The following is a 26,216-nucleotide window of genomic DNA, read 5'->3' on the forward strand; positions in this document are numbered from 1 at the left end:
ACGGGACCAGTTGATACCACTCCTCGGAAAAGCAGGGGAGTATGATCATGGCCGTGGTCTGGGACCTGGTCCTGCGTCGGGCAGACGTCAGCGCAGTCGCCGAGGCCCGCCTCGCTCCTCTCACTTCAGGAGGACCTCCCGTGACGGACACCGTCCTGAAGTTGGAAGACGTCACCTTCCGGCGCGGCGACAACCTCATCATCCGCGGCCTCAGCCTCACGGTCCACCGAGGCGAGCACTGGGCGCTCCTGGGCCCGAACGGCGCTGGCAAGAGCACGCTCCTCAATTTCTGCGGAGCGTGGGTCCATCCAACCTCCGGGGTCGTCAGCGTGCTCGGGCAGCGACTCGGGCGCGTGGAGCTGCAGGCGCTGCGGCGCGACATCGGCCACGTCGATCCCCGCCACCCGCTCCGGTCGCCGCTCTCGGTGCGCGAGGTCGTCCTGACCGGCATCACCGGCACGATCGAGACGCCGATGCGGTGGACACCCGCCGCGGAACAGGTCGAGAAGGTCGACTCGCTCATTGCCTCGGTCGGCCTGGCGCACCGCCGCACAGCGGCATGGCCCGTCCTGTCTCAAGGGGAACGAGGTCGCGTCCTCATCGCCCGCGCCCTGGCCGGTGACCCGCGGCTGCTCCTGCTCGACGAGCCGACCACGGGTCTCGACGTCGCCGCCCGGGAGCAACTTCTGGAGACGATCGCGCAGGTGGTCAGCGCAACTCCCGACCTCGCGTCCGTGATCGTCACCCATCATCTGGAGGAGCTGCCTGCGACGACCACGCACGCGCTGCTCATCTCCGAGGGGCTCGCCGTTGCCAGCGGTCGAGCCGAAGCCGCCATCACCTCCGATGCGATCTCGCGTGCCTTCAGGCACCCCATCGAGGTCGAACGCACTGCCGGGCGATGGCACGCGAGAGCACGCTCGTCAGGCGTGAGCCTGGGCCACGTCGCCCATTAACGCTCAGCCCGGTGACGCCCAGGTGGAGGCCGCCGCCCGTCGGCGCAGTCGTACTTCGTACCGTGGCGGCCCGGTGTGGGGTGCCGCCGGCGCTGCTGGCGGTGGCCTGCACGCTGTGCCGTGGATGCGGTCGAACGGCATGACCGACGCGCCTCGCTCGGCGACGTCGGCCTGCCGGGCGGCGGAGGTGGTGCCAGCGGCAGTCAGCAGAAGTAGAACAGCACGCCCGTCACCCTGGGCTGTCCCTCGGTGCACCCAGCCCCGGTTGACCAGGTTGGTGACAGGCGCGTTGCCTTCCTCCATCGCGGAGGATGGGCTCACATCCGGATTCCTGCGGAGGACAAGACATGACAACGGCAAGCGACCGTTACGTGGTCCGGCCCGGCCGAGCCAGCGACGCCGCCGAACTAGCCCGGCTGCACGCGTCGGTCCAGCTTCAGGCGTTGACTGGCGGCCAGCCGCACCCCGGCATCGCTGCCTGGGTGGAAGACCTGCTGGACGGTCATCCCTCCGTCGTGCCCGACGACTTCCTGGTTGCCGAGGACTCGGCCACCGGCCGCCCGGTGGCAAGTCTGGTGGGGTTGCGGCAGCACTGGAGCCTTGCCGGGGTGCGGCTGCCGGTTGCCCAGGTCGAGCTGGTCGGTACGGCACCGGAGCACCGCGGAAACCGGCTCACCGAACGGTTGTTCGCCGCACTGCACCAGCGGTACGCGGCAGATGGCGTGCCGGTGCAGGTGATCGAGGGGATCCCGTACTTCTATCGGCGGCTCGGCTACGAGTACGCCCTGGCCAACGACGGTGCTCCGACGGTGCCCGCCGCCGCGCTGCTGGCCATCGAGCACGATCGCTCCGCCAGCCTGACGGTCCGCCCGGCCACCGTCGCCGACGCGGACGCGCTCGCCGGCATCGACCGACGGCTCGCCGACGGCGATGCCCTGCTCTGCCCGAGAGACGCCGGGGTGTGGCGGTACGAGATCGCCGGTCGCCGTCCGGTGGATCTCGCCCGGCGCGTGGTCACCGTGCTGGTCCAGGGCGGCGACGTGCGTGGTTATCTGGTGCACGGTTCCCGGCTCTCCGCCGCCGGTGAGCTGAACGTGTTCGCCGCCGCAGTCGACCAGCCGGCCGACTGGCCGCAGGCCGCCGCCGCCATGCACACGCACCTCACTCACGTCGGCCGGCGGTACGAGGCGGCGGCGGAAGGGCCGTTCGCGGCGGTGCGGCCCATCCTCGGCCCGGAGCACCCACTGGTTCGGCTCAGCCCGGCTGGCGTACCGAGGCGGCCCAGAGGCTGGTACGTCCGCACCGGTGATCCGGCCGACCTGCTTGCCCGGCTGCGACCGCTGCTGCGGGCACGCTGGCAGGCAGCCGACCTGCGCTGGCACGAGCCGACGATGACCATCGACATGTACGGCCGCGCCGCCCGGCTCGAGTTCACCGACGGCAGACTGACTGACGTGATCGGCATGCGTGGCGCCGTCAGCCCGTCCACCGAACCTGGAACCCACGCCGCCATCCCACCGGGCGCCCTGCTCCAGTTGGCCCTCGGTCACCGCACCCTGCCCGAGGTGTTGCACACCTGGCCAGACTGCCTCCTGGGCAACCGTCATACCGAGCAGTTCTTGACAGCGGCCTTTCCCCGGGTGCCGGTCCAGGTCTGGCCCCGCAACTGACCGCACCTGCGGGTATCCGTACCCGCGCACCCTGCCTGGGCAGCGCCTGAGCAACATGATCTAGTCGCGGCTGGCAGAACATGATCTTATACGCACCAGCGATCCGTAACAGTGCGCGAACCTCCGATTAACCGTCGGCGGCTTAGGTGGGGCTGCGCTCCCATCAGCGGGTCGTGATCGAAGAACAGCTCCACAAGGGAGCACTTGAAAGGAGCCTCGTGGCTACTAGCACGAGCGGAAACAGGCTGCGAAGACTGGCGGTACCGACGCTGGTCTTCGCCCTGGTCACCGGCACCACCGGTGTCGCGGGAGCGGCGTCGGCGGCCCCCGTCGGGCCGTCGGGCAACGGCAGCGGTGCGGCCGGCTACTTCACCCCCGGGAACGAAAAGAAGGTCACCCTGACCGACGGGGCCGACCGTCGACCCGCCGGCAAGGACTCGGCCAGCCAACGGGCCACGACCGACGGGAGCGGCTCTGGCCAGTACATCGTCGAACTGGCCGAGGACCCTCTGACCTCGTATGCCGGCGGTGTGTCCGGGCTGGCGCGAACCCGTCCGGAGTCGGGCAACCGCCTGGACGCGACGTCGGCACCGTCCCGGGCTTACCGCGGACACCTCGACGCACAGCGGAACGCCGTTGCTGCCGCCGTCGGCGTGAAGATCATCACGTCGTACACGACCGCCTTCAACGGGTTCTCGGCACAGCTGACCGCCCAGCAGGTGACCACCTTGAAGGCGGACAAGCGCGTCCGCGCCGTCACCGCCTCGCGGATGCTCGGCAACCGGTCGGCGTCGCCCCTCGCGACCACCCCGAACGACCCGCAGGCACCCTCGACCGCGGCCGATCAGTCGGCCGCGACGGGCCTCGCCGCCAAACCGGCCAAGCCTGCCAAACCGGCCAAGCCTGCCGAGCCGGCCAAGCCTGCCGACCCGGCGAAGCCTGTCGAGCCGGCGAAGCCTGCCAAGCCGGCCAAGCCAGCCAAGCCGGTCAAGCCTGGCCCCAACACGGGCGCGGGCACGGTGATCGGCGTTCTGGACACCGGCATCTGGCCGGAGAGTGCGTCGTTCGCCAAGAAGATGCCCGCTCCCGCGACCTGGCACGGCACCTGCCAGACCGGCGTGGCCTTCGTGGCCGAGCACTGCAACGGCAAGATCGTTGGCGCCCGGTACTTCGCGGATTCGCTGCTCGCGGGCGGCGGCTCGCTGCCCGAGGGTGAGGTCCTCTCCGCCCGCGACATGGTCGGGCACGGCACCCACACCGCGTCCACGGCGGCGGGTCTGCCGTTGTCGAACGTCACGATCGACGGTCGCGGCTTCGGCCCCATCTCCGGCGTGGCGCCGGACGCTCAGATCGCCGTCTACAAGGTGCTCTGGGGCGGCGGGGGCTCCGACGCCGACATCATCGCCGGCATCGACGCGGCTGTCGCCGACGGCGTGCAGGTCCTGAACTACTCGATCGGCAGCGATCTCGGCGACTGGGAAGCCAACACCCCCACCGGCATCGCCTTCCTCAACGCCACGCTGGCGGGAGTCTTCGTGGCGGCGTCGGCGGGCAACACCGGCATCGTGAGCGGGGCGATCAGCAACGCGGCGCCCTGGGTGACCACGGTCGGCGCGGCGGTGACGAACCTCGACGAGGCGACCGTCAAGCTGGGCGACGGCACGAAGCTCGTCGGCGGTTCGCTGGACGCGCTGCCCGGTGGCGACTCGCGGCCGATGGTCTTCGGCGAGCAGGCCGGTTCGCCGGATCTGGGCGCCGTGTACTGCGCACCAGGCAGCCTCGACCCGGCCATGATCAAGGGCAAGGTGGTCGCCTGCGCGCTGGACAACATGTTCAACTCTGCCGCCGAGGTCAAGGCCAAGGGCGGGGCGGCGATGGTGGTGTTCGCCCCCGTCGGCAACTACCGGATCAACTCGATCTTCAACTTCCCGGTCGTCTACCTGCCGACCGAGAAGCAGGCCGGCACGCTGTTCAACTACCTGATGCGCCACCCCACCGACGCGAAGGTGTCTCTGCGCACCGGCGGTGACGGCTCCAGCGTCCCCGGCGTACCCAGTGTCGCGGACTTCTCCTCCACCGGACCGGACAAGGTGACCCTCGGCGTCTTCAAGCCGGACCTGGTCGCACCGGGCTCGGACATCATCGCCGCGGTCTCACCAGCGGGCAACTTCGGGCGGGAGTACGACGCGTACTCGGGCACCTCGATGGCCTCGCCGTACGTGGCCGGCGCGGCGGCGGTTCTGCGTGCCACGCACCCGAACTGGTCGCCGGGCGCGGTCGCCTCGGCGCTGCGGACCACTGCCACCGACACGGTCGGCACCAGCAGCCCTCTGGACCAGGGCAGTGGCTTCATCAACCTGGCCGGGGCCACCGACCCGGGTCTGGTCATCGAGCCGACCGCCGCGGACCTGATCGCCTTCAGCGAGACGGCTGAACCGGACGGCAAGGAGCTCAACCTGCCGGCCATCTCGCTGCGGGAGTACGACGGCACCCGCCCGGTGACGCTCACCCGCACCCTGACCAACGTGGGCAAGGCGCGGGAGACCTACCGCTCGTCGGTGTCCGGCCTGGCCGGCATGAAGGTCACCGTGGCACCGGAATCGGTGACGCTGGAGCCTGGCAAGTCCGCGAAGGTGACCATCACCCTGCGCCGGGGCAACGCGCCCTGGGACCGGTACGTGACCGGGTCGATCGGCTGGCGCGGCAAGGCTCACAGCGCCCGGATCCCGGTCGCCGCCCGTCCGTGGGGGATCGCGCCCCGACCGTACGGTGACGACGGGGAGGAATACGCTCGGATGGCCAATGGTGCGTCCGGCTCGATCCAGCCTGGCTTCACCGGACCGCTCACCGGTCGCAGCACCGGCTACACGCCTGTGCAGCGGAAGTCGTACTCCATGCCGGCTGGCGTCTACGGCGGCGCGTTCGACCCGAGCGCCGCGGGAGTGAAGAAGGTCGACTTCACGGTGCCAGCGAACACCGCCGGCATCATTGTCGAAACCAGCACCGACGACCCGAACACGAATCTCGACCTCTACCTGTACAAGGGTGACAAGCTCATCTTCAGCAGTGACAGGTACTGGACCAGCGCGGAGCAGGCGTACAAGTTCCTGCCCGAGCCGGGGCGTTACACCGCGTACGTGTTCGCACAGTTCCCCGGCGGCCCGGTCGTCGACTTCCAGCTGAGCCACGCCATCATCGGCCGAAACGCCAAGTATGCCGATGCCACGCTGACGCTCCCAGCAAAGGCGGAGCGCGGTGCGACTCAAGGATTCACGCTGAAGCCGAAGAAGCCGCTGCCGGAGGGTGACTTCTGGGCCTACACCGAGCTGAGCACCAACGGCACGGTCATTCCTGGCAACCTCGTCTACACAGAGCAGAGCGCCTGGGAATAACCAGTATTGGCGGTGGGGCGGTGCCGATGGCACCGCCCCACTGTCGTACCACCGCTCAGGCGACCGTGGTCGTACGCCGCCCGACGCCCGGTGGATGAGCCATGCCAGGTGAAGGTTCCTGCGCGATCTTGCGATTACTGTCTCGATATAAGGGGCATTCCACGTATATCGACGACCGAAACTGCAAGATCGGCGCGGGCGGGCGGGCGGGCGGGCGCGGGCGGGCGGGCGGGCGCGGGGCGGGTTAGGTTGCCGGGATGGTCAGGTTTAGCGAGCGGGTCTCTCCGCTGGTGTAGGTGACCGTCACCCGGGCGGTGAAGGTTCCCTTGCGGGGGTAGCTGTGGGATGCCGACCGCGGGGTTGCCCCATGCGAGATGGCACTGTTGTCGCCGAAGTCCCACGCGTAGTCGGTGATGCTCTGCCCGGACGGCGCTGTCGCGGTGGCGGTGAGCGTGGTGGTCAGTGGCGCGGTGCCGCCGGTCGGGTTGGCGGCCAGCGACAGCATCCCGCATCGCGGTACTGACAGCCAGTGATGACCGTCAATAGCATGCTGCTAAGCGGTTTCCTGGCAAGTGCAGGTACTACGGTCGGCCAGGAAGCGGGCGGCAGAAAAGGAGAAGCGGATGATCGTCACGTCGCGCGAAATCGTCGAACAGGTGTTGCGGGCGGGCCGTGAAGTCGATATCGAGAGGTTCGTCGGGTTGATGGCGCCCGACGGATACATCGAGTGGCCGTACCGGCCGCCGGGCGTGCCCGCCCAGGTGCGGGGCCGCGCAGAGATCCGCAGGCATCTGACCGAGACCGCCGATGGGTTCATCAGGATCGTCGAACACCGCGACGTGGTGGTGCACGAGACGACTGATCCGGAGGTGGTCATCGTGGAGTACGAAGCGCACGGCACCCTTGTCGCGACTGGCGCAGCGTTCGAGCAGATGGTCATCGCCGTATTCCGTGTCCGGGATGGCCAGATCCTGTCGTACCGCGACTACATCAACCCGCTGCCTCTGCTGGAAGCACTCGCCAGCATCACCGGTGGCGTCCGCGCGTAGTCACCGGTCCCGACGGGCCCCGCGCCCCCACGCACAGCACCTACCATGGTCCGAACATCCGTCGTGCCACGCGGCGACGGAGCCGGGCGACCTGGGGAGGTCTCGTGACGGTGCCATCCACATCGGATCTGCCCGAGAGTCGAGGAGCCGACCGGATCGACACCTCGACCGTGCACCCGGCCCGCCGCTACAACTACTGGCTCGGCGGCAAGGACAATTTCGCCGTCGACCGAGAGTCCGGGGACCAGATCGCCGCCGTCTATCCAGGGGTGCGCACCCTCGCACGGGAGAACCGGGCCTTCCTCGGCCGGGCGGTTCGGTTTCTCGCCGAGGAGGCCGGCGTGCGGCAGTTCCTCGACATCGGCACCGGCATCCCAAGCGCCGACAACACCCACGAGGTCGCCCAGTCCGTCGCCCCCGAGTCCCGGGTGGTCTACGTCGACAACGACCCGATGGTGCTGGTCCACGCCCGCGCGCTGCTCACCAGCGACCCGGCCGGCGCCACCGCCTACCTCGACGCCGATCTGCGCGACCCGGAGCAGATCCTCGCCGACCCGCAGTTGCACGCCACCCTGGACCTGTCCCGGCCGGTTGCCCTGGTGCTGGTCGCCGTGACGCACTTCCTCACCGACGACGACCGCCCACACGAGCAGGTTGCCCGGCTGCTGGACGCACTGCCGTCGGGGAGTTGGCTGGCGCTGACCCACTTCACCACCGACCACATTCCCATCGAGATCGTCGAGCGGATGGAGGCCGAGTTCGCCGCCGGCCGGATGAAGCAGGACGCCGTACCCCGTGACCGCACCGAGTTCGCCCGCTTCTTCACCGGCCTGGAGTTGGCCGAGCCGGGCATCGTGCCGGTCACCGAGTGGCGGCCACAGGTGCCACCGGAGCAGCGGCCGTCTCTGGCTGACGCCTCCATCTACGGTGCGGTGGCCCGCAAGCCCTGACCGAGAGGTCGATGGGACGCGTCGCCTGCGATCCCAGCCGAAGCCCGACTGACGTCACGACCGGTGCTGGCTGCTCGAGTACCTCGAAGGCTGGTACGGGCCAGATCCGCCGCGCCCTAAGCTTGCGCTCGTTCGCCGTCACCAGCATCGACCGAGGTGGATTTCGGCTTGCGGCGTAGTTCGCGTAGCACGCCGTGCCGGCGCAGGGCCCACGCGAGGCGCCGGACGCTCGGGTGTCGCACGAACAACACCGCTGCCCGGCGGATCAGGCCGAATCGGTTGTCGTCCACCTGGTTCGCGACAGCCTGCCAGATCAGCTCGCGCACCTTGGCGCTGTCCAGCACCGCCCGCACCTCGCGCCGCACCGCAGGGTCCTCGGCCGCCGAGGCAATGGCGGCAGCCTGACCAGGCCGGTCCGCAAGCGGCTCCACCGCCGCAGCCACGAGCGGGCGGCGTACCTCGTCCTGCTCCAGCAGCAGCAACAAGGCCTCTCGAACCTCGATCGTGTCCAGGCCGGACCGCAGCAGGCTCAACAGGCTGTGCTCAACCTCGCGGTCGTGATCCGGGACGGACAGCGCGGCCAGCAGCACCGCCACCTCGTCGAGATCGATGAGGTGGCGCAGCCCGCTGCGAAACTCCGGCAGCTCCCAGGCAACCTGGAGACCCTTCACGAGGTTGCGGTTCATGAGCCATCCGCTACCCGGAAGCGGCGGCCGGCGAAACCCCCGCGATCACAGCCGGCGAAATCGGCGACCGGCTACGGGTCGTAGCGATCGTGCTGTCGCACCGCCATCCGACCGCAATGACGACTCACGGAGTGACGCCGGCGTGGGGTGGTGCCCAAGAGGGGCGCCAGGTTGCCGTGGGCAGCGGCGCCAGGCTTGCGAAGTGCTCGACGACCGCCCGGAGCCCTGGGTGTGGATTCGCTCGGGGGAGGATGAGCGAGAGTGGGTAGGCCAGCGTCGGATTGACGATCGGGATGCGGCGTAGGTCGTGGTTCGTCGGCCAGATGTACCGGTCGCGCGAGCCGACGAGGGTTGCCACGTCGGCGGATTCCGCGAGGATGTCGAGGAGGACCTCGTCCCCGAAATTCGGGCCCGCCGCGTCGATGCGGAGGTCGAAGTCGGCAGCGAGCTGATCGTAGAAATCCGCCCATTCGCTTCGCGGCGCGATGCCCGGCACCCAGATCCGGTGCCGGCGCAGCTGTGCTGGTGTCAGTGTTCGGGCGGAGGCGAGCGGGTGCCGCGGGCCGACGAGCAGCTCCGTCGGGGAGTCGAACGCGTGGATCATCTGCACGTCGCGCGGCAGTGCGGCCGGGTCGGTGACCGAGCGGAACGAAGCGTCGATATCGCCGGCCTGGACGGCGGCGACGGCCACGCGAGGATCGTTGACTCTGAGGGTCACCACGTCGAGGTCGGTTTCGGGGTGCGACCGCCAGTAGTCGTGCAGCACGACGGCCTGCGCGGTTCGCAGGCCGAGAACGTCGATCCGAAGCGCCCGTGAGCCTGGTCTGATCGCGGCGACGGCGCGATCGACACCCGCGACGATGGTCCGGGCGTGTGGGAGGAAGGCTTGGCCGTCGAGCGTCAGCTCGACCCCTCGGGCGGTACGGGTGAACAACCGGACGTCGAGGTCGCGTTCGAGCGTGGCGATCCGCTTCGACACGGCCTGTTGCGTGACGCCGAGCTCGTCGGCGGCGTGTTGCAACTGCCCGAGCTCGGCCGCGCGGACGAACGATCGCACCGCCTCGGTATCCACTGGCTCATTATGCATGCGCACAACTGATGGTTGTGGCTCGCCCGGACGTTGGTTGTTTGCGCCTGCGCGGACTCGTCGAGTGAGATGCAGAGACCCAAACATCGGTTGTCGCGAGGGGGGCGTATGCGCGTACGGTTGGGGCCCGATTTCGGGTGGCTGTGGTCGGCGTACGCGGTCAGCACGTACGGCACGTGGATCGCCTTCGGCGCGTTCCCGCTGCTCGCGGTTCAGGTGCTGCACTCGTCGGCGTTCGCCGTCTCGCTCCTGGAGGCAGCCGGTCTTGCCGTCGCGGCAATCGTCGCCTTCTCACTCGGCCCGTGGGTCGAGCACCAGGCCAAGCGTCCGGTAATGATCGCCATGGACCTGATCCGGTTCGTCGCGATGGCAAGTGTGCCGATCGCGTACGTCCTCGGCTTGCTGTCGTACGCCCAACTGCTGGTCGTTTCGGTCCTCTGCGGAACCGCGAGCATCGCCTTCGCCGCCGCATCTGGCGCGTACCTGAAGTATCTCGTCCGTCGTGATCACCTGCTCGTGGCGAACGGGAGATTCGAGGGCACGAACTGGGTGGCGACCGCGGCGGGCCCACCCCTCGGCGGTGCCCTCATCGGGTTGCTCGGCCCGGTCGTCACGATCATGGCCGACGCCTTCAGCTATTTGCTGTCCGCGCTCGGGGTCGTCCGCGTCCGGGGCGGAGACGTCGCAGCGCCCCGAGAGAGTGCCTCCAGGATGCGCGGAGCAGACCTGCTCGACGGCTTGCGGTTCATCCTGCGCGACCGCGTACTCAAGGGCCTGTTCCTCAACTCGGTCCTGGTCGGCGGCCTCATCATGGCCACCGCCCCGCTCCTGGCCGTCCTCCTGCTAGGCCAGTTTCACTTTCCGGCCTGGCAGTACGGTCTGGCTTTCGGCATCCCAGCACTCGGCGGTTTCGTGGGCGCGCGGCTGTCCGCGCGGCTCGTGAGCCGCTACGGCAGACACCGGATCATGATTGTCTTCGGTTGGCTGCGGTCGCTCTTTCCACTCGGTCTCGCGCTCGTTCAACCCGGCATCCCCGGACTCATCACCGTGATCGTCGTCGAGGGCCTGCTGATCACGTGCATGGGCATCTTCAATCCGATCTACGCGACCGAACGCCTGCAACGGACTCCCGCGGACCACACCGCCCGGATCCTCAGCACCTGGAGTGCCACCGGCAAACTCCTCCAGGCCATCCTGATGGTGCTATGGGGCGTTCTCGCCACACTCACCAGCCCGCTCGCCGCGATCACCACTTCCGGCGTACTCCTGCTCGCCACCCCACTCCTGCTGCCCGGGTCAACGCATTTTCGCGCGCCTGAGCCGGCCGCGTCGGCCGAGGACGTCCGGGTCGCATGATTCCCCCCAGGCCCCGCGGCGCCGCCGGGACCGCGTGGGCGGTTCCGGCGGCGCCGACCCGGGCACCACGCGCACGGTGGTGCCGGTTGGCCCGGGGCGCGTCAGATCGTGGCGGGCACTGACGACTGCGTCCGGCGTCGGGCCCGACGACCACTGAGCGCCATCAGGAACCCGCCCAACGTCATTGCCAGCGCGACCAGTGCGAGGACACCGGCCGCGACCAGGTAGGACACGGCCAGCGGCTGGCCGACCAGACGCGGCGTGCCGTCGTTGCCCGGGCCGAAGTGCCCGCCGGCGTTCTCCGCGCCCACCAGGGTCAGTGGTTGTGGCGCGACCTTCTCGGCGGCACGGAGGGCCTTGGCCGCGTTGATCACGCCGTACCCGGTGCTCGGGTCGTGCCGGTTGGGGTGCGAGGCGGTGGCCTGCAGCAACTCGGCTACCTGACGCGGCGCGAGCTTCGGGTACTTGGCCACGATGAGCGCGGCGACCCCCGCGGTCAGCGCGCCCGCCTGCGAGGTGCCCTGCCCCGAGACCCGGCCGGTCCCGTTGAACTTGGCGCCCCAGATCTGCACACCGGGCGCGGCCACGTCGACGTACGAGTGCACGCTGGAGAACGGGGCACGGCCACCGCCCGGGATGCTCGCGGCCACGCCGATCACTCCGGGGTAGCTGACCGGGTAGCTGACCTGGTTCCCCTTGTTCCCCTCGTTGCCGGCCGAGGCGATCACCACAACTCCCTTGGCGAGCGCGTATTGGACAGCGTCCATCTCGCCGGGGTCGTACGCGCTGAACGGGGTGTCCGAGCCCAACGACAGCGAGATGACCCGCGCCCCGTTGTCGGTAGCGTGGCGGATGGCGTTGGCGATGGCGCCCGCATCATTCTTGCTCGGTGGTTCGTGGAGCCCCTGTTCCCAGGTCCTGTAGTCCGGATCTTCGTTGTCCCGGATCGCGCGCAACCCGAGTACCTTCGCGCCGGGCGCGACGTCCAGCACGTTGGAGGCCATCATCGTGCCGTGTCGGCCGTACCAGGGTTCCTTCTGATCGGTCTCGCCGAGGAAGTCCGGCCCCTCGGTGGCTCGCCCGTCCAGCACCTGATGATTGGTACGGATCCCGCTGTCGATCACGGCGACGGTGACTCCCTCGCCACGGCTGATGGCGTGGGCGGACGAGACCGACATCGCGTCGAGTTCCCAGCCTCGTCCGGCGGCCTGCGCGGGCGCTCCGGACGCCAGCAAAACGGCACCGACACTCACGCTGGCGACGGTCCGCGCCGTCACCCGATACCACCGGCTCATCGTCCGTCCACCGCTTTGTCGAAGGAGTGCGAGAACGCGAACAGCAGGTCGGTGGAGAGGCTCTGGTAGACCCGGCTCTCCAGCTGCCCGGTGGACTTCCACTCGCCGGGCAGGTTGCCGTACCGGCGGTCGGGGTCGGTCGGACCGACGGTGATCGCCGCCAGGTAGGGGCCGAAGAGGGTGGGGCTCATGGTGCCACCGCCGTAACCGAGGCTGGTCCGCCAGCCCGCGGCGGCCGTCTTCGGCACTGCGACCGGGACGACCATCGGTCCCGGGTGATCCGCCACCACGGCGAGGCCGGACCGTTCGATCGCGAGGGCCTGGTCGTTCGATCCGAGTACGCAGAGTGCGACTGTGGCCGCCGCCTCGCCTCCGGCATCCACATAGGTCGCCCGCAGCACGGTCGTGCAGCCATTCTCGACCGCGACGCTGGCGAGTCGCGGCATCAGCGCCTTCTTGCAGTCGCTGTCCTTGGCGATGCCCTGGCGAACCCAACCAGGTGCCTGCTGCCCGCCGGTTGACGGCTCGCGCAGCAGGTCCGGGAAGATCTCGTCGGTACGCAGGTTGTGCCAGGCGGCTGGGATGAAGGCGTCGTTTCCGGTCTGGATCCGGTGGTTCTTCACCGCGGCGAAGACCAGGCCGCCGGCGGCCAGCAGCGGAAGCACGCCGAACACCATCGCCAGCGTGCCGAGGATCCGGCGCTTGCGGCCGCTACGCCCACCCTCCGCGTTGGGCGTTGCGGGCTGCGGTGCCGGTGTCGTCTGCATTGCCGGTGGTTGGTAAGGCGGGGGCGGGGTGAGGGTCGCGGCCGGCGCGGGCGATGCCGGGTAGCCGGGAGGGGTCGGATGATTCGCCCACGACATCGGCGGTGCCGATGGCGTCTGGGGTTGACCGTACGGATAGGGAGGCTGTGACAACTCTGCATCCTTTCCCGCCCCGGAGTCACCTCGGGGCGATTGCAAGAATGGACCTATATCGACAAACAACTGGGGGATGCTACCCGTGCCGTTGATCACCGGATCGCCGGCAGTCAGGTGCGCCGTGCACTGCACCAACAGCGTCGAGAGTCTCCACGAGCCGTGGGTGCGAGCCTGGCCCAGACGGGAGCGCACACGTGCAGGTCCGCATGGTGACCAGCGCCGGTAGGGCCGATCGGCCCAACGAGGACTTCGTCGGTGCGGTGCCCGGCGCTGTCGTCCTGCTGGACGGTGCCGGCATCCCGGGCGCCGACAAGCTCTGCTCCCACGGTGTCGCCTGGTACACACGCCGCCTCGGCGGAGCGCTGCTCGGGCAACTGGCGCGCTCTGACGGACAAGACCTCGCGGCCATCCTCGCCACCGCCATCGGCGACACAGCCGCCGACCACGTCGACATCTGCGACCTCGCGGACCCCAGCAGCCCGCAGGCCACCGTCCTACTGGCCCGCGCCCACCGTGGCCGCCTCGACTACCTCCTGCTCGCGGACTCCTTCCTCGTCCTCGACCAGGTCGATGGTGGACCGCAGGTCATCACCGACGAGCGTGAGGTGATCGCCAGGCGCGAGTGCTCAGCGCCCCTTGAGGGCGTCCCAGCGGGCACGCCGGAGTACGACCGCGCGCGAGCCGCTTGCGTCACCGCGCTGCGTGCCCGTCGCAACCAGCCGGGCGGTTACTGGCTCGCCAAGGACGATCCGGGCGCCGCGTGGGAGGCGGTCACCGGCAGCCGACTCCTCGCTGACCTGGCCGGCGTCGCGCTGCTCAGTAATGGTGCGAGTCGCATCGTCACCCCGTACGGCCTGACCGACTGGGCCGGCTTACTGGACCTGCTCGCCGCCGCCGGCCCATCGGGTGTCATCCGTCGCGTCCGGCAGGCCGAAGCCCAGGCCGGCAGCGGCCCTGGCGCTCCGGCCCCGGACGACGCCACGGTGGCCCACTGCACGCACCTGCCGAGCACAGAGTCGGCCTAGACCGGCGTCGTTCGCACACATCGATGTCGTGCCGGACGCCTCCTTGCGGTGACCGGCGCGACGGTCACGCGTGCGCTTCGGAGCGGGCTGCGCGGCGTTTCGTCGGCGATGTCAGGTACCAGGTCAGCACCAGGGCCGGTGCGATGTGCAGGCCGGCGCCGAGCCAGTCCGCGGCACCGAAGGTGCCGTCGAGGATCAGAGTGACGATGATCGCCGCCGGCACAACGTGCATCACGATGTTCGGCAGCAGGAATGGCCGCATGGACGCGGTGTCGCGCCGACTGATGATCCAATTCATGATCCCGATAACCACCAGATCGGTGCCGAGCGCCCGTGCCACCAGCAGTGACCGGCTGTCCGGATCGTCTCCGAGGCCGGTCGCCGGCGCGATGAGCCACACGGCACCCAAGACGACGATGTCGAGCACCGCGACAGCCTTCAGAACGAGCGACAGTCTCACGTTGCTTCCCCTTCGCTATAACCGGGACGGACGTCCCGGTTGAGGCGAACGATACGGGACGTCCATCCCGGATGTCCAACGACCTTCGATACCGCCGCCAGCGCGAACCCGAGGGCGGCCCCGAGGATCGCGAGGGTGACGAGGCCGGCGTGGCCGAGCGGCTCGATGGCGTACGCGCCGAACAGCGCCCCTGCCGCGACCAGGACGGTCAAACCGGCGCGCCGCGCCGTCGCGTTCGAGTCCGGTAAGCGGGCGGAGCGCAGCAGTCGCGCCAGATGCCAGGCCACCGGCACGGCCAGGCCCAGCGTTGCGGTGCCAATTCCCTCGAACACCACGTCGTCCGGTACCGCGAAGTTCAACCCACCGAACAGTTGCCGCAGCCTGTCGTCAGGGGTGCCGGTGACGTGAAACGCGACCTTGAGGGCGTGGTTGAACCCACCCTCGAGAAGGCCAGCGAGGCCGACGAACGCCACGGCAACCACGATCGCGCCAGCGGAGAGTGCCGGGCGGCTGCCGGTCCGGGCATGCCGCGCGAGCAGCCCCAGCGCCAGTGCCAGCAACAGCCCCAGCGGCAGAATGCCGACGAGCCGGATCGGGGTGCCGTACCTGGCTGCGCCATAGGCGTGCTCGGCGGCGAACGCCACGTACAGCGCGATCAGCCACCGGCGCAGGTCTCGTCGTGCCTGCAGACGCTCGGACATCCCGCCCACCGCCTATAATCGGAACTGCCATCCCGCTTAACGATACGGGATGTCTATCCCGTTTAGGAGTCCGAGATCGTTGAGCGACGCAAGCCGCGCGCCGATGGCGTGCGCAACCGGGCAAAGGTCCTGCAAGCTGCGATCGACGCGTTTGCCACGGACGGACTGTCGGTGCCGATCCACGAGATCGCCCGGCGCGCCGGTGTCGGCACCGGCACCGTCAGCCGACACTTCCCGACCAAAGAATCGCTCTACGAGGCGATCGTGCAGAGTGTGGCCAAGCGGCTGATCGTCCGCGCGGAGGCACTGCGGGCCACCCGCGACCCGGGTGCGGCGTTGTTCGATTTCCTCGCCAGCATGGCGGAAGAGGGCGCGAACAACCGGGCACTGGCCGACGCGCTCGCCGGCACCGGGTTCGACATCGCCGCCGCGGCAGCCAAGGGCGACCACGACCTCCATTCCGTCCTGGCCGACCTGCTCACCGCTGCTCAGCGCGCAGGAGTGGTCCGTCCCGACGTCGACGCCGCCGACCTGAAGGCGTTCCTGGTCGGCTGCGCGGTCCGCGAGCGCGACGGCACGGCCCCGACGGCCCGAGACCGAATGCTCGCGATCATCCGGGACGGCCTGAGCGCCAGCAACGAATAGACAGCGGCAGGTATCGGTTTTGTGTACCGCCACTGAGCGTCGAGGACGCACGGATCTCGTTTGCGCAAGTGGACCTTGGTCGGGAGGATGCGGCACATGCTCGCTGACCTGTGGCCCCAGTACGGTCTCACCATCGTCACACCGCGCCTGCAGCTGCGTCTGCCACACGAGGAGGAACTCGCCGAGCTGGCCGATCTCGCGGGCCGGGGCGTACATCGTCCCGACGAACGGCCGTTCCTGACGCCCTGGACGGATGGCACCTACACGGACCGGGCTCGATCCGTCCTGCAGGGTCACTGGCACCAGCTTGCCTCGTGGGACGTGGCAGCGTGGCGGCTCGGGATGGGGGTCTTCCGGGCGGATCAGCCGATCGGGGTGGTCACGCTCCGCGCACAAGACTTCACCGTGGTGCGACAGGTGACGACCTCGGCCTGGCTCGGCTTGGAGCATCAGGGCAGGGGCTACGGCACGGAGGCCAGGGCTGGACTACTGACACTTGCTTTCGATCATCTCGGCGCCACCGCCGCACTGACCGAGGTGTTCCAGGACAACCACTCCTCGCAAGGCGTGTCGCGCAAACTCGGCTACGAGCGTGATGGCATCTCAGTTGACGCCCGCGACGGCGAGGCTGTTGTCTCCGACCGCCTGCGCCTGACTCTGCAACGGTGGCGCCAGCACAAGCGGCTGGCCGTCACGGTCGACGGCATGGACGCCTGCAGAGCCTCGTTCGGCCTCTGATCAGTCCGTTCCCCCTCCGCCGCCGCCAGAATCGAAGGTCGCAGCGTCCCCATAGGCGGTGTTCTCCGCGATCGCGGCGGAGTGCCGGTCGGGAACGCCTCGGCCCCGCTGAAAGATGTCGCGACTAGCGCGCGGCGAGCTACGGCGTATGGATCGCATGGCGACCCGCGCGGCAGCCGCTTTCTCCTCGACGGTCTGTGGCCGACGACGTCTGCGCCTGAAGATCAGGACTGTGCTGCCCGTCGCCAGCCCGACGCCAGCGACCAAGAGAAACCACTGCATGTCATCACGGTAGAAGAGGCTCGCATCTGGACGGCGTACCCGATCATGCCGTGAACGGTGGTGGAGTGGGCTGACCTCACGGGTCGGTCAGCTGGTCGCGTCGGCGGGTGAGGTAGGCCCGTTCCGCGGGGTTGCCGGCGAGACCGATGGCCCGGTCGTACGCGGCCCGCGACGCGCCGCCACGCCCAAGTCGCCGCAGCAGGTCGGCGCGCACGGCGTGGAAGGCGTGGTAGCCGTCAAGGACGTCGGCGAGCCGGTCGATCTCGGCGAGCCCGGCCCCGGGGCCGTCGACCTCGGCGACCGCGACCGCCCGGTTGAGCCGCACGATCGGCGAGGGGTCGAGCAGCACCATGCGGCTGTAGAGGGCGACGATCGTGGACCAGTCGGTGTCTCGGGCGGATGGGGCATTCGTGTGGATCACGTTTATCGCGGCCTGGAGTTGGTAGCGCCCGGGCGGGTCACCGCTGGCCGCCACCGCCTCGATCCGCTCCTGAACCAGGGCGTTGCCCTCGGCGATGAGGGTGCGGTCCCATGCGCTGCGGTCCTGCTCGTCGAGGGTCACCAGCTCCCCGGTGCGGGAAACGCGCGCCGGCCGCCGGGCGTCAGTGAGGAGCATCAGGGCAAGCAGGCCGGCCACCTCGCCGTCGTCGGGGAGGAGAGCTCGGAGCAGACGGCCGAGGCGGATCGCCTCGTCGGTGAGGTCGACGCGCACCGGGTCGTCCCCCTCGCTGGCGAGATAGCCCTCGTTGAAGACGAGGTAGACGACCGCGAGCACGCCGGCCAGCCGCTCGCGGATGTCGGCGGCCCGGGGCACCCGGTAGGGAACCTGCGCCGCCTTGATCTTCGCCTTGGCGCGGGTGATCCGTCGCGCCATCGTGGTCTCCTGCACCAGAAAGGCGCGGGCGATCTCGGGGACGGTGAGACCGCCGAGCAGGCGCAGGGTGAGCGCCACCCGCGCCTCCAACGCGAGCGCAGGGTGGCAGCAGGTGAAGACAAGCCTGAGCCGGTCGTCCTCGACCGGGCCGGTCGGCTCAGCGGGGGTGTCGTCGTACACGAGCCGGGCCGCTCGGTGCTTGGCGTCGCGCTGCGACTCGCGACGGAGCCGATCGATCGCCTTGCGGGTCGCGGTGGTGGCGAGCCAACCGCCGGGATTGGGGGGTACGCCCTCGCGCGGCCACCACTCCGCAGCCGCGACGAACGCCTCGGCGGTCGCTTCCTCGGCGACGTCGAGGTCGCCGAAACGGCGCGCGAGGCCGGCGACCACCCGCGCCCACTCCTCGTTGTGGACACGGACGATCGCCTGCTCGACGGTGGTTTCAGTCACGGATTCAGCCAGTGCGGCGGGCAATTCGGCGTTCACCTCACCAGATTGCCTCACCGCGCTGCCCATGATCCGTCGGGCGGGGGTCAGCGCAGCGGCACCTGCGTCGGCCGATCACCACTCCCGGCGGCGCCGACGCCCTCAGGCGCGCTGATCGTCGCCGCGACGATCCGCCTGGGCAGCACCGGCGCGTCCCGTCCGGTGCTTTGTCGGCCCTGACCGCCAGCGGATTCCTCGTGGTAGTCCTGTTCAACGTTGACCGACCACACGTCGTGCGTACTGCCGGTGGCGATGTTCTCCGCCGTGAGCATCGCGGTCAGCATCGAGTGGTCCTGGTTGTTGTAGCGGTGCATGCCGTTGCGGCCCACCGGGTGCACGTTCGGCACCGCGTCGGCCAACCAGGCCCGGATCACATTCACGTTGTGCTGGTAGTGCTCGTCGTACACCGGGTAGGCCTTGGGCATTCGCACGACGTAGCCGGCCTCCACCACACCGGGCCGAACCAACCCCAACCGCTCCAGCTCCGCGGTGGCCAACGCCACGAGGTCGGCATCCGGGGTACGCCACATCTCGTCGTCTTCGAAGACGAAGTATTCCAGACCGAGGCAGGTGCGCCCGTCCTTGACCAGGTACGGCGACCAGGAGCCGAAGTTCTGGATCCGGCCCACCCGTACCCCCGGGTCGTGCACGTAGATCCAGTTGTCGGGGAATGAGAACTCCGCCGGCACCACCAGCGCGACCGTCAGGAAGTCGCGGTAGCGCAGGTCGGCGGCGCAGGCCAGGATCTCCGGTGGCGCCGCCGGGCGGAGCGCGGCCACCAACTCCGAGATCGGCATCGACGAGACAACATGGTCGGCCGGCTCGGTACGCTGCCCGCCCGCGCCGTTGACCGTCACGCTGATCGCGCGCCGTCGGGCCGGGTCGCGGTGCACCGCGGTGACCCAGGTGCCGGTCGACACCCGCCCGCCCTGGTGGCACACCGCCTCGGCGCAGCGCTCCCACATCATTCCCGGCCCGAACTTCGGGTACTGGAACTGCTCGATCAGGCTGGTCACGTCCGTGCGTCGACGCCCGGGCAGCAGCGCGTTGCCGATCGCCTTGGCCAGCGACAGGTTCTTGATCCGCTGCGCGGCCCAGTCCGCCTGAAGTCGGTCCGCCGGCATCCCCCAGACCTTCTCGGTGTACGTCTTGAAGAAGATCGAATACAGCCGCCAGCCGAACCGGGCTGACACCCAGCCCTCGAAGTGCGACTGGTCCCGTGGTGGGCGTAGTCGAGCGCGGGCGTACGAGCCGAGGCAGCGGGCCGCCTCCGGGATGCCCAGGTTGCGCAAGGCGTTCATGGCGCTGAGCGGGTAGTTGAACAGTGCGCCTCGGTAGAAGATCCGGCTCATCCGGGGCCGGGTCAGGAAGTCCTCGTCCGGCAGGATCTCGTGCCAGAACGCCTCCACCCGGGGCACCTTTGTGAAGAACCGGTGCCCGCCGATGTCGAACCGCCACCCGTCGCGTTCCACGGTCCGGCTGATCCCGCCGACCACCTCGTCGGCCTCGAAGACCCGGACCGTCCGGCCGTGTCGGAGCAGCTCGTACGCCGCGGTGAGCCCCGCCGGTCCCGCACCGATGACCACCGTGCCGTGCTGCTCGCTCATACTGCTGTGCTCCCTGCTCACCCGCCGTGGTTGAGGTGCCGCGCGTACCCGTTCCGCATCGAATGTCACTCCTGGTCAACGATCGTTTCCGCTCCGGAGTGGCGTGTGGCGGCGTACAAGGGGTTGGACGACACTCCAGTGCGACGGGTGGGCCGGCGGACCGGGGGAGCGGGCGGATGCACCGGTGGCGGAGCGGCGTGGCGACGCTCGCTGTCCGAGTGGTTGCGGTAGGCCGCTCCGGAGCGCAGGTGGCCCGCCGGGTGCCGGAGCCCTGGCCGTACGTGATTGGCCTGTTCCTCGGCGCGAAGCTGCTGCTGACCCTGCTCGGGCTGTTGGTCCTGCACGCCTGGGACGACATCCCCGGTGCGCCGCCGCCGGACGAGGCGTTGATGTGGGCGCAGCAGCGGGACATCTCCGGGCAGCGGTGGATCTCCTTCTGGTTCGCCTGGGACGCGCTGCTCTACCTGCGGTTGAGCGAGCTGCCCCTGACCGAGCCGTGGAACGATTTCGGCTTTCCGCTGCTCTACCCGTTCCTGGCCCGGCCGGTCGGCGCGCTGCTCGGCGGCGACAACGCGCTGGCCCTGCTGTTGATCAGCAACGTCGCGTTCCTACTGGCGCTCTGGTACGGCTACCGACTGGCCGAGTTGCTGCTCGGCGACGCGCAGGCGGCCCGCCGATTCACCCGGTACCTGGTACTGCTGCCGACCGCGTTCCTGTTCCAGGCGGCGCTTACCGAGTCGCTCTTCGTCTGTCTCGCATTGGCAGCGTTCTATCACGCCGAGCGACGCCAGTGGCTGCTGGTCGGCGTGTTCGGCTACTTCCTGGCGATGAGCCGCTCTGTTGGCCTGCTCGTCGCGCTGCCGCTGGCCCTGGTCCTGCTCCGTCAGCACGACTGGCGGCTCGGCCCGCGCGCCCTGCTCGGCTATCTGCGGATCGGCTGGCCGCTGCTGCTGTTGCCCGCCGGGTGGTTCACCTTCATGGCGTTCTGCCAGTGGCGTGGCGGAGGCTGGTTCGCCTACCAGCACGCCCAGCAGACCGGCTGGGGCATCGAGGTGCAGAACCCGGTGCCGGTGCTGTTCGGCCCGCTGGCCGGGGAGCCGCGCGACGCCGCCCGGGTTCTCTTCGCCGTGGCCGTGTTGGGCGTGCTGGTCGCCGGGTTCCGCCGCCGGGAGCTGGCCTACCTCGTGTACGGCGTACTCATGGTGCTGGTGCCCCTGTCGATGGGCCCGGCGGTGTACCGGAGCCTGCTGCGCTACTTGCTTGCCGCGTTCCCGGTGGCCCTGGTGCTGGCCCGTTGGGCGCGCCACGCAAGCGTCGACGTGTGGCTGACCGCGATACTCGCCGTGGTGCAGGGCGCGCTGTTCGTGCTCTGGCTCAGCTACTGGACCCACATGATCATCTGATCGGGCCGCACTCGTGCCCCATGATCGCGCACACTTTCGGGGAAGATGCTGCCTCACCCCGCCGGCAGACAGCATCGACCTCGCAATCTGGTCGGTGCTGGCCGACGAGTGGTTGGCCGCACCGCTCATTGTCCACTGACGACAGCGAATAGTTGTCATACCCGCGCGGCACCATGCATTCATGGCCGTCCCCGCGCTCACCCCGCACCCCGACCCGCCGCGCTCCGTGCCGCTGCGTGAGGCGCGCACCCGGTTCAGCCAGCTCGTCGCGCTGGCTGAGCTGACCGACGCGGTCACCGTCGTCACCCGCGACGGCGACCCCCGCCCGGTCGCCGCGATCGTCCCTGCCGCAGCCGCCCGCAGCGGCGCGCAGGCCCGCGCCGACGCCGACCGGCTCGCCACGGTCACCGCCGGCTGGGCGCGGCGCCTCGACGAGCAGCACCGACGCAGCACTCAGCGGCACGCCGCCGAGCTGGGTGCGATCCGCGCGGCACTGGCCGAGGTGTGGGCCGAGCTGGATCGCCGGGTCGTCCCGGGCAGCGACCCGTCGTTGGCCCGGCTGCGCGCCGCGCACAACGACCTGCTCGCCGGCTGACCGCCTCCGCGCCGCCCAGTTGGCGGCGGGCAGTTCCGCCTCCGCGGGCATCCGGACGGAGCAGAGTCAGTGTGTCCGGGTCTCCCAGACCGGCCGCTGGGGCTCGTCGTTGTGCACGATGATGTCGACGTGATCGGTTGGGCGGACCGTGGCGAAGTAGAGCTGCTGGGCGGGGATGTAACGCTCGCGCCAGCGCCGTTCGACGTCGGCTTGGGATGACACCCGACGCTCCCGGATCACGGCACGTTCCACTGTCGATTCGAGCGCGGTCGACACGAAGACGCGCAGGTCCCACCGATCAATCAGTTCCGGGCGCATGAGGAAGACGCCGTCGAAGACCAGCACGGCATCGGCTGGGGCAGTCGTGACCGGCGGCGACAGCACAGTGTCCGTGGTGCGGTCGTAAACCGTGGGTTGGAAACGTCGATCTCCGCCCGGGCCGAGCGGATCCAGCAGAACCCGGTTCAGCGCGCCGTGGTCGTGGGTGTCGAAGTAGCAGCCTTCGGCCGAGTACTCGCCGCGTGGATAGCGTTGTGCCCGGGGGAAGAGGAAATCGTCGATCGTCGCCCGGATGACGTCGCGGCCCTGTTCGCGCAAGGCGATGGCCAGTTCGTCGGCGAGGGTGGTCTTGCCGGCGGCGGGTGGTCCGTCGATGGCCACCCGCGTCGGGTGTGCGACTGTGACGCACCCGACGGCCTCGGCGAGCCGGCCGAGCACCTCGTCGCGCGTGCCTTGCTCCATGTCCTGCCCCCGTCCCGTTCTCGCGGAGTCGTCGCCGCCATCCCCGGGATGCAACGGCGGCCGGCTAGCCGCCGCAGGTTCGCCGTGACGATCGGGTCCGGAGCGCCGACCCGCACAGCTTGCCTCAACCGGTGGCCGGGTAGGCGTGCGTCTCGGTCGCCTTCACCGCCACCCAGACCCGTTGGCCCGGCGTCAGCCGCAGCTGGGCCGCGGCGGCCGGCGTGACGTCGGCCGCGACCCCGATCGGCCCGTCGAGTTGCACCCGTACGTTGTCGCCGTGCCGCTGGACACCTGCCACGGTGCCCGCCCAGGTGTTGCGCGGGCTGCCCTCCGGTCGGGTCGGGTGCAGGGCCACCGCGGCCGGACGGAACGCCACGAAGGCTTCGCCGTCCATTCGGTCGGCGACCGTGAGGGTCAGCTCCGGCGCGACCCGCACCCCATGCCCTTCGGCCCGCCCACGGTAGAGATTCAGCCCGACCAACCGGGCGACGTAGTCGGTGCGGGGGCGAGCGGTAACGCTCGGCCCGTCGCCCTCCTGCACCACCCGGCCGCCCTCGACGATGACCAGCCGGTCGGCCAGCGCCAGCGCGTCCAGCGGATCGTGAGTGACCAGCACCGTCGCGCCCGGGTGAGCGGACAGGTGGCGGTGCAGCTCCGCGCGAGTGTCCAGCCGGGTGCGGGCATCCAGCGCGGCGAGCGGCTCGTCCAGCAGCAGCAACGCCGGTGCGACGGCCAGCGCGCGGGCCAGCGCCACCCGCTGCGCCTGACCGCCGGAGAGCTGCCGGGGACGGCGGTGCGCCTGCGCGTCAAGCCCCACCCGGCCGAGCCAGTCCCGGGCCGTGGCACGGGCGGCCCGCCGGTCGACGCCGTGCCGGCGTGGCCCGAAGGCCACATTGTCCAATGCGCTGAGGTGCGGAAAGAGCAGATAGTCCTGGAAGACCACGCCGATCGACCGGCGCTCGGTCGGCACCCAGGCCCGCGACGCTGGGCGGTCCAGGTCGATGCCATCGAGGGTGACATGCCCGTCGGTGAGTGGATGCAGCCCGGCCAGCGCGCGTAACGCGGTGGTCTTGCCGGCGCCGTTCGGGCCGAGCAGCGCGACCACCTCGCCGGGCGCGACCCGCAGCGGCACGTCGAGTCGGAAAGCGCCCCGGTCGACGACGAGCCGGGCGTCGAGCAGCGGACCGCTCATGCGCTTGTCATCCAACGGTCCCGCAACGCCACCAGAATGCCCACCGACACGACGAGCAGCACCAGGCTGAGCACGATCGCGGACTCCAGGTCGGTCTCCAACGCCAGGTAGACCGCGAGCGGCATGGTCTGCGTCCGGCCGGGATAGTTGCCAGCGAAGGTGATGGTGGCACCGAACTCGCCGAGCGCCCGCGCCCAGCAGAGCACCGCCCCGGCGGCCAGCCCGGGTGCCACCAGCGGCAGCGTGACATGAGTGAAGGTGGTCCAACGGCTGGCGCCCAGCGTCGCGGCGGCCTCCTCGAAGCGGTGGTCGGCGGCACGTAGCGCACCCTCCACGGCGATGACCAGGAACGGCATGGCGACGAACGACTCGGCCAACACGACACCGGCGGTGGTGAAGGGCAGGGTGATGCCAAACGTGGCGTCGAGCCAACCGCCGAGCAGCCCTCGCCGGCCGAAGACCAGCAACAGCGCCACCCCACCGACCACCGGCGGCAGCACCAGTGGGACGGTGACCAGCGCGCGTACCAGTCGGCGGCCGGGGAACTCCACCCGGGCCAGCACCCAGGCGAGCGGCACCCCGAGCAGCAGACAGAGCACGGTGGCCAGGGTCGCGGTCTGCACCGACAACCGCAGCGCGGTCAGCGCGCCCGGCTCGGTGAGCCGCTGCGGCAGGGTCGTCCATGGTGCCCGGATCACCAGCCCGGCCAGCGGCAGGACGAGGAAGAGCAGCCCCAACCCGGCGGGGATCAGCAGCGCGGCCGGCACCCGCCCCCGCCGACGGGGCGTGGCCTGGTCGAGGACCTGAGTCATGAAACCTGGAAGCCGGCCTCGGCGAGGAGCGCCTGCGCTGGCGTCGAGCGGACGTACGCGACGAAGGCCCGCGCGCCGGCAGGATTCGGCGCGTCCTTCAGCGCGACGATCGGGTAGTCGTTGATCGCCCGCGCCGACTCGGGAAACTCCACGCCGGTCACGTCGGCGTTCGCGACCCGCGCGTCCGTGCGGTAGACCAGGGCCGCGTCGACCTCGCCGAGCTTCACCTTGGCGAGCGCGCCCTTGACGTCCTGCTCCAGCGTGACAGGTGTCAGCGCGACGCCGGCCGCGTCCAGGGCGGTGCGCGCCGCCGCGCCGCAGGGCACCTGGGTGGCGCAGAGCGCCACCTTCACGCCGGATCTGCTCAGGTCGGTCAGCCCGGTCACCTGACGCGGGTTGCCCCGGGGCACCGCGATCACCAGCTGATTGCGGGCGAAGATGCTCGGTGCGCCGTCGGCACTGCCGGCCTCGGTGACGGTGGTCATGTTCGCCGGGGCGGCCGAGGCGAACACGTCCGCCGGCGCACCCTGGTTGATCTGGTTGGCCAGCGCGGAGCTGCCGGCGAAGTTGAGGGTCACGGTGCTGCCCGGGTTGGCGGCCTCGAAGTCCTTGCCGATGCGGGTGAACGACTCGGTCAGCGAGGCGGCCGCGAACACCGTCACCACGCCGGTGACCCGGCCGTCCGCCGCACCGCCGGATGCCCGGTCGTCGCCCGCGCCGCAGCCGGTGACCGCCAGCGCCACCAGCACGGCCACCGCCGTACGCATCGTCCGCGTGCTCATCCGGTGGACCTTCCCTTCGCTGCCGGGGGAGCGGCCCGCTCCACCACCACCGTGGTCGATTTGATCACCGCAACGGCCACCGACCCGACCCGCAGGTCGAGCTCGTCGACCGCTTCGCGGCTCATCAGCGACACGACCCGGAACGGGCCGGCCTGGATGTCGACCTGGGCCATCACCGTGTCCTTGCGAACGTCGACGACGATGCCGCGTAGCCGGTTGCGGGCCGAGGAGTACTCAGCGCCCGCGTCCGGGTCGGCGGCCTGGGCGCGGGCGAACGCAGCCAGGTCGACGCCGTCGATGACCCGGTGGCCGTGTTCGTCGCGTTGGGCCGTCAGACGCCCGGCGTCCACCCAGCGGCGAACCGTGTCGGCGCTGACGCCGAGCAGGTCGGCCGCCTCCCCGATCCGAAACCTCGTCACCCGCACACCCTAGCGCCCGCATCTGCCAGGGCGAAAGGCCTGGAACGGCCGCTTCTGCCACCAGCGCTGGCCAGTAGCATGGCATCTGCGCCA

26 protein-coding genes are annotated in these 26,216 nt (G+C 70.0%); 11 read left to right on the forward strand and 15 right to left on the reverse strand.

What is annotated here, in order from left to right; genetic code table 11:
• Nucleotides 1–140 precede the first annotated feature (140 nt).
• Nucleotides 141–956 carry an ABC transporter ATP-binding protein gene (locus ACLQ28_RS10455; RefSeq protein ID WP_425686013.1) on the forward strand — a complete coding sequence of 272 codons (816 nt, stop codon included), beginning with the start codon at nucleotides 141–143 and terminating at the stop codon, nucleotides 954–956.
• A gap of 3 nt (nucleotides 957–959) precedes the next feature.
• Here the strand turns inward: ACLQ28_RS10455 and ACLQ28_RS10460 are convergent, their stop codons facing one another.
• Nucleotides 960–1,277, reverse strand: a complete 318-nt coding sequence (locus ACLQ28_RS10460) for a hypothetical protein (protein ID WP_425686014.1) — start codon at nucleotides 1,275–1,277, stop codon at nucleotides 960–962.
• Nucleotides 1,278–1,303: 26 nt separating this feature from the next.
• Between ACLQ28_RS10460 and ACLQ28_RS10465 the strand changes: the two genes are divergently transcribed.
• Together ACLQ28_RS10465 and ACLQ28_RS10470 are read left to right on the forward strand one after the other, a co-directional pair.
• A complete protein-coding gene (locus ACLQ28_RS10465) occupies nucleotides 1,304–2,626 on the forward strand; it encodes a GNAT family N-acetyltransferase (protein WP_425686015.1) in 1,323 nt (440 codons plus the stop codon).
• Between the two features lie 218 nt (nucleotides 2,627–2,844).
• On the forward strand, nucleotides 2,845–6,018 hold the full coding sequence (locus tag ACLQ28_RS10470) for a S8 family serine peptidase (protein WP_425686016.1): 3,174 nt from the start codon (nucleotides 2,845–2,847) through the stop codon (nucleotides 6,016–6,018).
• Between the two features lie 244 nt (nucleotides 6,019–6,262).
• Here the strand turns inward: ACLQ28_RS10470 and ACLQ28_RS10475 are convergent, their stop codons facing one another.
• Nucleotides 6,263–6,523 carry a PKD domain-containing protein gene (locus tag ACLQ28_RS10475; protein ID WP_425686017.1) on the reverse strand — a complete coding sequence of 87 codons (261 nt, stop codon included), beginning with the start codon at nucleotides 6,521–6,523 and terminating at the stop codon, nucleotides 6,263–6,265.
• Nucleotides 6,524–6,590: 67 nt separating this feature from the next.
• Between ACLQ28_RS10475 and ACLQ28_RS10480 the strand changes: the two genes are divergently transcribed.
• Nucleotides 6,591–7,067, forward strand: coding sequence for a nuclear transport factor 2 family protein (locus ACLQ28_RS10480; RefSeq protein WP_425686018.1), 477 nt, complete (start codon nucleotides 6,591–6,593; stop codon nucleotides 7,065–7,067).
• A 104-nt stretch (nucleotides 7,068–7,171) separates the two neighbouring features.
• Complete coding sequence (locus ACLQ28_RS10485; RefSeq protein ID WP_425686019.1) at nucleotides 7,172–8,017, forward strand: SAM-dependent methyltransferase; 846 nt, start codon at nucleotides 7,172–7,174, stop codon at nucleotides 8,015–8,017.
• 116 nt (nucleotides 8,018–8,133) lie between these two features.
• Here the strand turns inward: ACLQ28_RS10485 and ACLQ28_RS10490 are convergent, their stop codons facing one another.
• Nucleotides 8,134–8,703, reverse strand: coding sequence for a hypothetical protein (locus tag ACLQ28_RS10490; RefSeq protein ID WP_425686020.1), 570 nt, complete (start codon nucleotides 8,701–8,703; stop codon nucleotides 8,134–8,136).
• A gap of 124 nt (nucleotides 8,704–8,827) precedes the next feature.
• Nucleotides 8,828–9,775 (reverse strand): LysR family transcriptional regulator, encoded by a 948-nt coding sequence (locus ACLQ28_RS10495; RefSeq protein WP_425686021.1) that lies wholly within the window; start codon nucleotides 9,773–9,775, stop codon nucleotides 8,828–8,830.
• Between the two features lie 123 nt (nucleotides 9,776–9,898).
• Here ACLQ28_RS10495 and ACLQ28_RS10500 point away from each other — a divergent pair, with 123 nt between their 5' ends.
• Entirely contained in the window at nucleotides 9,899–11,146 is a 1,248-nt protein-coding gene (locus ACLQ28_RS10500) for an MFS transporter (protein WP_425686022.1), read from the forward strand.
• Nucleotides 11,147–11,247: 101 nt separating this feature from the next.
• Here ACLQ28_RS10500 and ACLQ28_RS10505 read toward each other — a convergent pair whose 3' ends face one another.
• Both ACLQ28_RS10505 and ACLQ28_RS10510 read right to left on the reverse strand, forming a co-directional pair.
• On the reverse strand, nucleotides 11,248–12,441 hold the full coding sequence (locus ACLQ28_RS10505) for a S8 family serine peptidase (RefSeq protein WP_425686023.1): 1,194 nt from the start codon (nucleotides 12,439–12,441) through the stop codon (nucleotides 11,248–11,250).
• Entirely contained in the window at nucleotides 12,438–13,208 is a 771-nt protein-coding gene (locus ACLQ28_RS10510) for a hypothetical protein (protein WP_425686024.1), read from the reverse strand. The genes ACLQ28_RS10505 and ACLQ28_RS10510 overlap by 4 nt, the downstream gene beginning before the upstream one ends.
• A gap of 347 nt (nucleotides 13,209–13,555) precedes the next feature.
• On the opposite strand from ACLQ28_RS10510, the gene ACLQ28_RS10515 reads away from it, so the two are divergent.
• Complete coding sequence (locus ACLQ28_RS10515) at nucleotides 13,556–14,386, forward strand: hypothetical protein (RefSeq protein WP_425686025.1); 831 nt, start codon at nucleotides 13,556–13,558, stop codon at nucleotides 14,384–14,386.
• A 64-nt stretch (nucleotides 14,387–14,450) separates the two neighbouring features.
• Here ACLQ28_RS10515 and ACLQ28_RS10520 read toward each other — a convergent pair whose 3' ends face one another.
• Nucleotides 14,451–14,813, reverse strand: a complete 363-nt coding sequence (locus ACLQ28_RS10520) for a hypothetical protein (protein WP_425686026.1) — start codon at nucleotides 14,811–14,813, stop codon at nucleotides 14,451–14,453.
• Between the two features lie 29 nt (nucleotides 14,814–14,842).
• Nucleotides 14,843–15,556, reverse strand: coding sequence for a hypothetical protein (locus ACLQ28_RS10525; RefSeq protein ID WP_425686027.1), 714 nt, complete (start codon nucleotides 15,554–15,556; stop codon nucleotides 14,843–14,845).
• Between the two features lie 99 nt (nucleotides 15,557–15,655).
• Here ACLQ28_RS10525 and ACLQ28_RS10530 point away from each other — a divergent pair, with 99 nt between their 5' ends.
• Nucleotides 15,656–16,192 (forward strand): TetR/AcrR family transcriptional regulator, encoded by a 537-nt coding sequence (locus ACLQ28_RS10530; RefSeq protein ID WP_425686028.1) that lies wholly within the window; start codon nucleotides 15,656–15,658, stop codon nucleotides 16,190–16,192.
• A 96-nt stretch (nucleotides 16,193–16,288) separates the two neighbouring features.
• Nucleotides 16,289–16,930 carry a GNAT family N-acetyltransferase gene (locus tag ACLQ28_RS10535; protein ID WP_425686029.1) on the forward strand — a complete coding sequence of 214 codons (642 nt, stop codon included), beginning with the start codon at nucleotides 16,289–16,291 and terminating at the stop codon, nucleotides 16,928–16,930.
• Nucleotides 16,931–17,288: 358 nt separating this feature from the next.
• On the opposite strand, the gene ACLQ28_RS10540 is transcribed toward ACLQ28_RS10535, so the two are convergent.
• The gene (locus ACLQ28_RS10540; RefSeq protein ID WP_425686030.1) at nucleotides 17,289–18,536 is read right to left on the reverse strand and encodes an RNA polymerase sigma factor; all 1,248 of its coding nucleotides are present in this window, start codon (nucleotides 18,534–18,536) and stop codon (nucleotides 17,289–17,291) included.
• A gap of 83 nt (nucleotides 18,537–18,619) precedes the next feature.
• Complete coding sequence (locus ACLQ28_RS10545; RefSeq protein ID WP_425686031.1) at nucleotides 18,620–20,179, reverse strand: NAD(P)/FAD-dependent oxidoreductase; 1,560 nt, start codon at nucleotides 20,177–20,179, stop codon at nucleotides 18,620–18,622.
• A gap of 176 nt (nucleotides 20,180–20,355) precedes the next feature.
• On the opposite strand from ACLQ28_RS10545, the gene ACLQ28_RS10550 reads away from it, so the two are divergent.
• On the forward strand, nucleotides 20,356–21,582 hold the full coding sequence (locus ACLQ28_RS10550; RefSeq protein WP_425686032.1) for a hypothetical protein: 1,227 nt from the start codon (nucleotides 20,356–20,358) through the stop codon (nucleotides 21,580–21,582).
• Nucleotides 21,583–21,763: 181 nt separating this feature from the next.
• Complete coding sequence (locus tag ACLQ28_RS10555) at nucleotides 21,764–22,177, forward strand: type II toxin-antitoxin system Phd/YefM family antitoxin (RefSeq protein WP_425686033.1); 414 nt, start codon at nucleotides 21,764–21,766, stop codon at nucleotides 22,175–22,177.
• 66 nt (nucleotides 22,178–22,243) lie between these two features.
• Here ACLQ28_RS10555 and ACLQ28_RS10560 read toward each other — a convergent pair whose 3' ends face one another.
• From ACLQ28_RS10560 to ACLQ28_RS10580, 5 genes are all read right to left on the reverse strand, one after another.
• A complete protein-coding gene (locus ACLQ28_RS10560; RefSeq protein WP_425686034.1) occupies nucleotides 22,244–22,918 on the reverse strand; it encodes a uridylate kinase in 675 nt (224 codons plus the stop codon).
• A 124-nt stretch (nucleotides 22,919–23,042) separates the two neighbouring features.
• Nucleotides 23,043–24,110, reverse strand: a complete 1,068-nt coding sequence (locus tag ACLQ28_RS10565) for an ABC transporter ATP-binding protein (protein WP_425686035.1) — start codon at nucleotides 24,108–24,110, stop codon at nucleotides 23,043–23,045.
• On the reverse strand, nucleotides 24,107–24,922 hold the full coding sequence (locus ACLQ28_RS10570) for an ABC transporter permease (RefSeq protein WP_425686036.1): 816 nt from the start codon (nucleotides 24,920–24,922) through the stop codon (nucleotides 24,107–24,109). Before ACLQ28_RS10570 ends, ACLQ28_RS10565 begins: the two co-directional genes overlap by 4 nt.
• The gene (gene modA / locus ACLQ28_RS10575) at nucleotides 24,919–25,704 is read right to left on the reverse strand and encodes a molybdate ABC transporter substrate-binding protein (RefSeq protein WP_425686037.1); all 786 of its coding nucleotides are present in this window, start codon (nucleotides 25,702–25,704) and stop codon (nucleotides 24,919–24,921) included. The genes ACLQ28_RS10570 and modA overlap by 4 nt, the downstream gene beginning before the upstream one ends.
• Nucleotides 25,701–26,123, reverse strand: a complete 423-nt coding sequence (locus ACLQ28_RS10580; protein WP_425686038.1) for a TOBE domain-containing protein — start codon at nucleotides 26,121–26,123, stop codon at nucleotides 25,701–25,703. The genes modA and ACLQ28_RS10580 overlap by 4 nt, the downstream gene beginning before the upstream one ends.
• Nucleotides 26,124–26,216 lie beyond the last annotated feature (93 nt).

This window comes from Micromonospora sp. DT201, from assembly GCF_049841575.1.
In the GTDB taxonomy this organism is placed as follows: domain Bacteria; phylum Actinomycetota; class Actinomycetes; order Mycobacteriales; family Micromonosporaceae; genus Micromonospora.

Bases quoted from the DNA above. Each gene is read 5' to 3' on its own strand.
- ACLQ28_RS10555 (WP_425686033.1), top strand. From the start codon at position 21,764: ATGGCCGTCCCCGCGCTCACCCCGCACCCCGACCCGCCGCGCTCCGTG.
- ACLQ28_RS10565 (WP_425686035.1), bottom strand. From the start codon at position 24,110: ATGAGCGGTCCGCTGCTCGACGCCCGGCTCGTCGTCGACCGGGGCGCT.
- ACLQ28_RS10475 (WP_425686017.1), bottom strand. From the start codon at position 6,523: ATGCTGTCGCTGGCCGCCAACCCGACCGGCGGCACCGCGCCACTGACC.
- ACLQ28_RS10510 (WP_425686024.1), bottom strand. From the start codon at position 13,208: ATGCAGACGACACCGGCACCGCAGCCCGCAACGCCCAACGCGGAGGGT.
- ACLQ28_RS10560 (WP_425686034.1), bottom strand. From the start codon at position 22,918: ATGGAGCAAGGCACGCGCGACGAGGTGCTCGGCCGGCTCGCCGAGGCC.
- ACLQ28_RS10465 (WP_425686015.1), top strand. From the start codon at position 1,304: ATGACAACGGCAAGCGACCGTTACGTGGTCCGGCCCGGCCGAGCCAGC.
- ACLQ28_RS10490 (WP_425686020.1), bottom strand. From the start codon at position 8,703: ATGAACCGCAACCTCGTGAAGGGTCTCCAGGTTGCCTGGGAGCTGCCG.
- ACLQ28_RS10505 (WP_425686023.1), bottom strand. From the start codon at position 12,441: ATGAGCCGGTGGTATCGGGTGACGGCGCGGACCGTCGCCAGCGTGAGT.
- ACLQ28_RS10500 (WP_425686022.1), top strand. From the start codon at position 9,899: ATGCGCGTACGGTTGGGGCCCGATTTCGGGTGGCTGTGGTCGGCGTAC.
- ACLQ28_RS10550 (WP_425686032.1), top strand. From the start codon at position 20,356: ATGCACCGGTGGCGGAGCGGCGTGGCGACGCTCGCTGTCCGAGTGGTT.
- ACLQ28_RS10570 (WP_425686036.1), bottom strand. From the start codon at position 24,922: ATGACTCAGGTCCTCGACCAGGCCACGCCCCGTCGGCGGGGGCGGGTG.
- ACLQ28_RS10535 (WP_425686029.1), top strand. From the start codon at position 16,289: ATGCTCGCTGACCTGTGGCCCCAGTACGGTCTCACCATCGTCACACCG.
- modA (WP_425686037.1), bottom strand. From the start codon at position 25,704: ATGAGCACGCGGACGATGCGTACGGCGGTGGCCGTGCTGGTGGCGCTG.
- ACLQ28_RS10545 (WP_425686031.1), bottom strand. From the start codon at position 20,179: ATGAGCGAGCAGCACGGCACGGTGGTCATCGGTGCGGGACCGGCGGGG.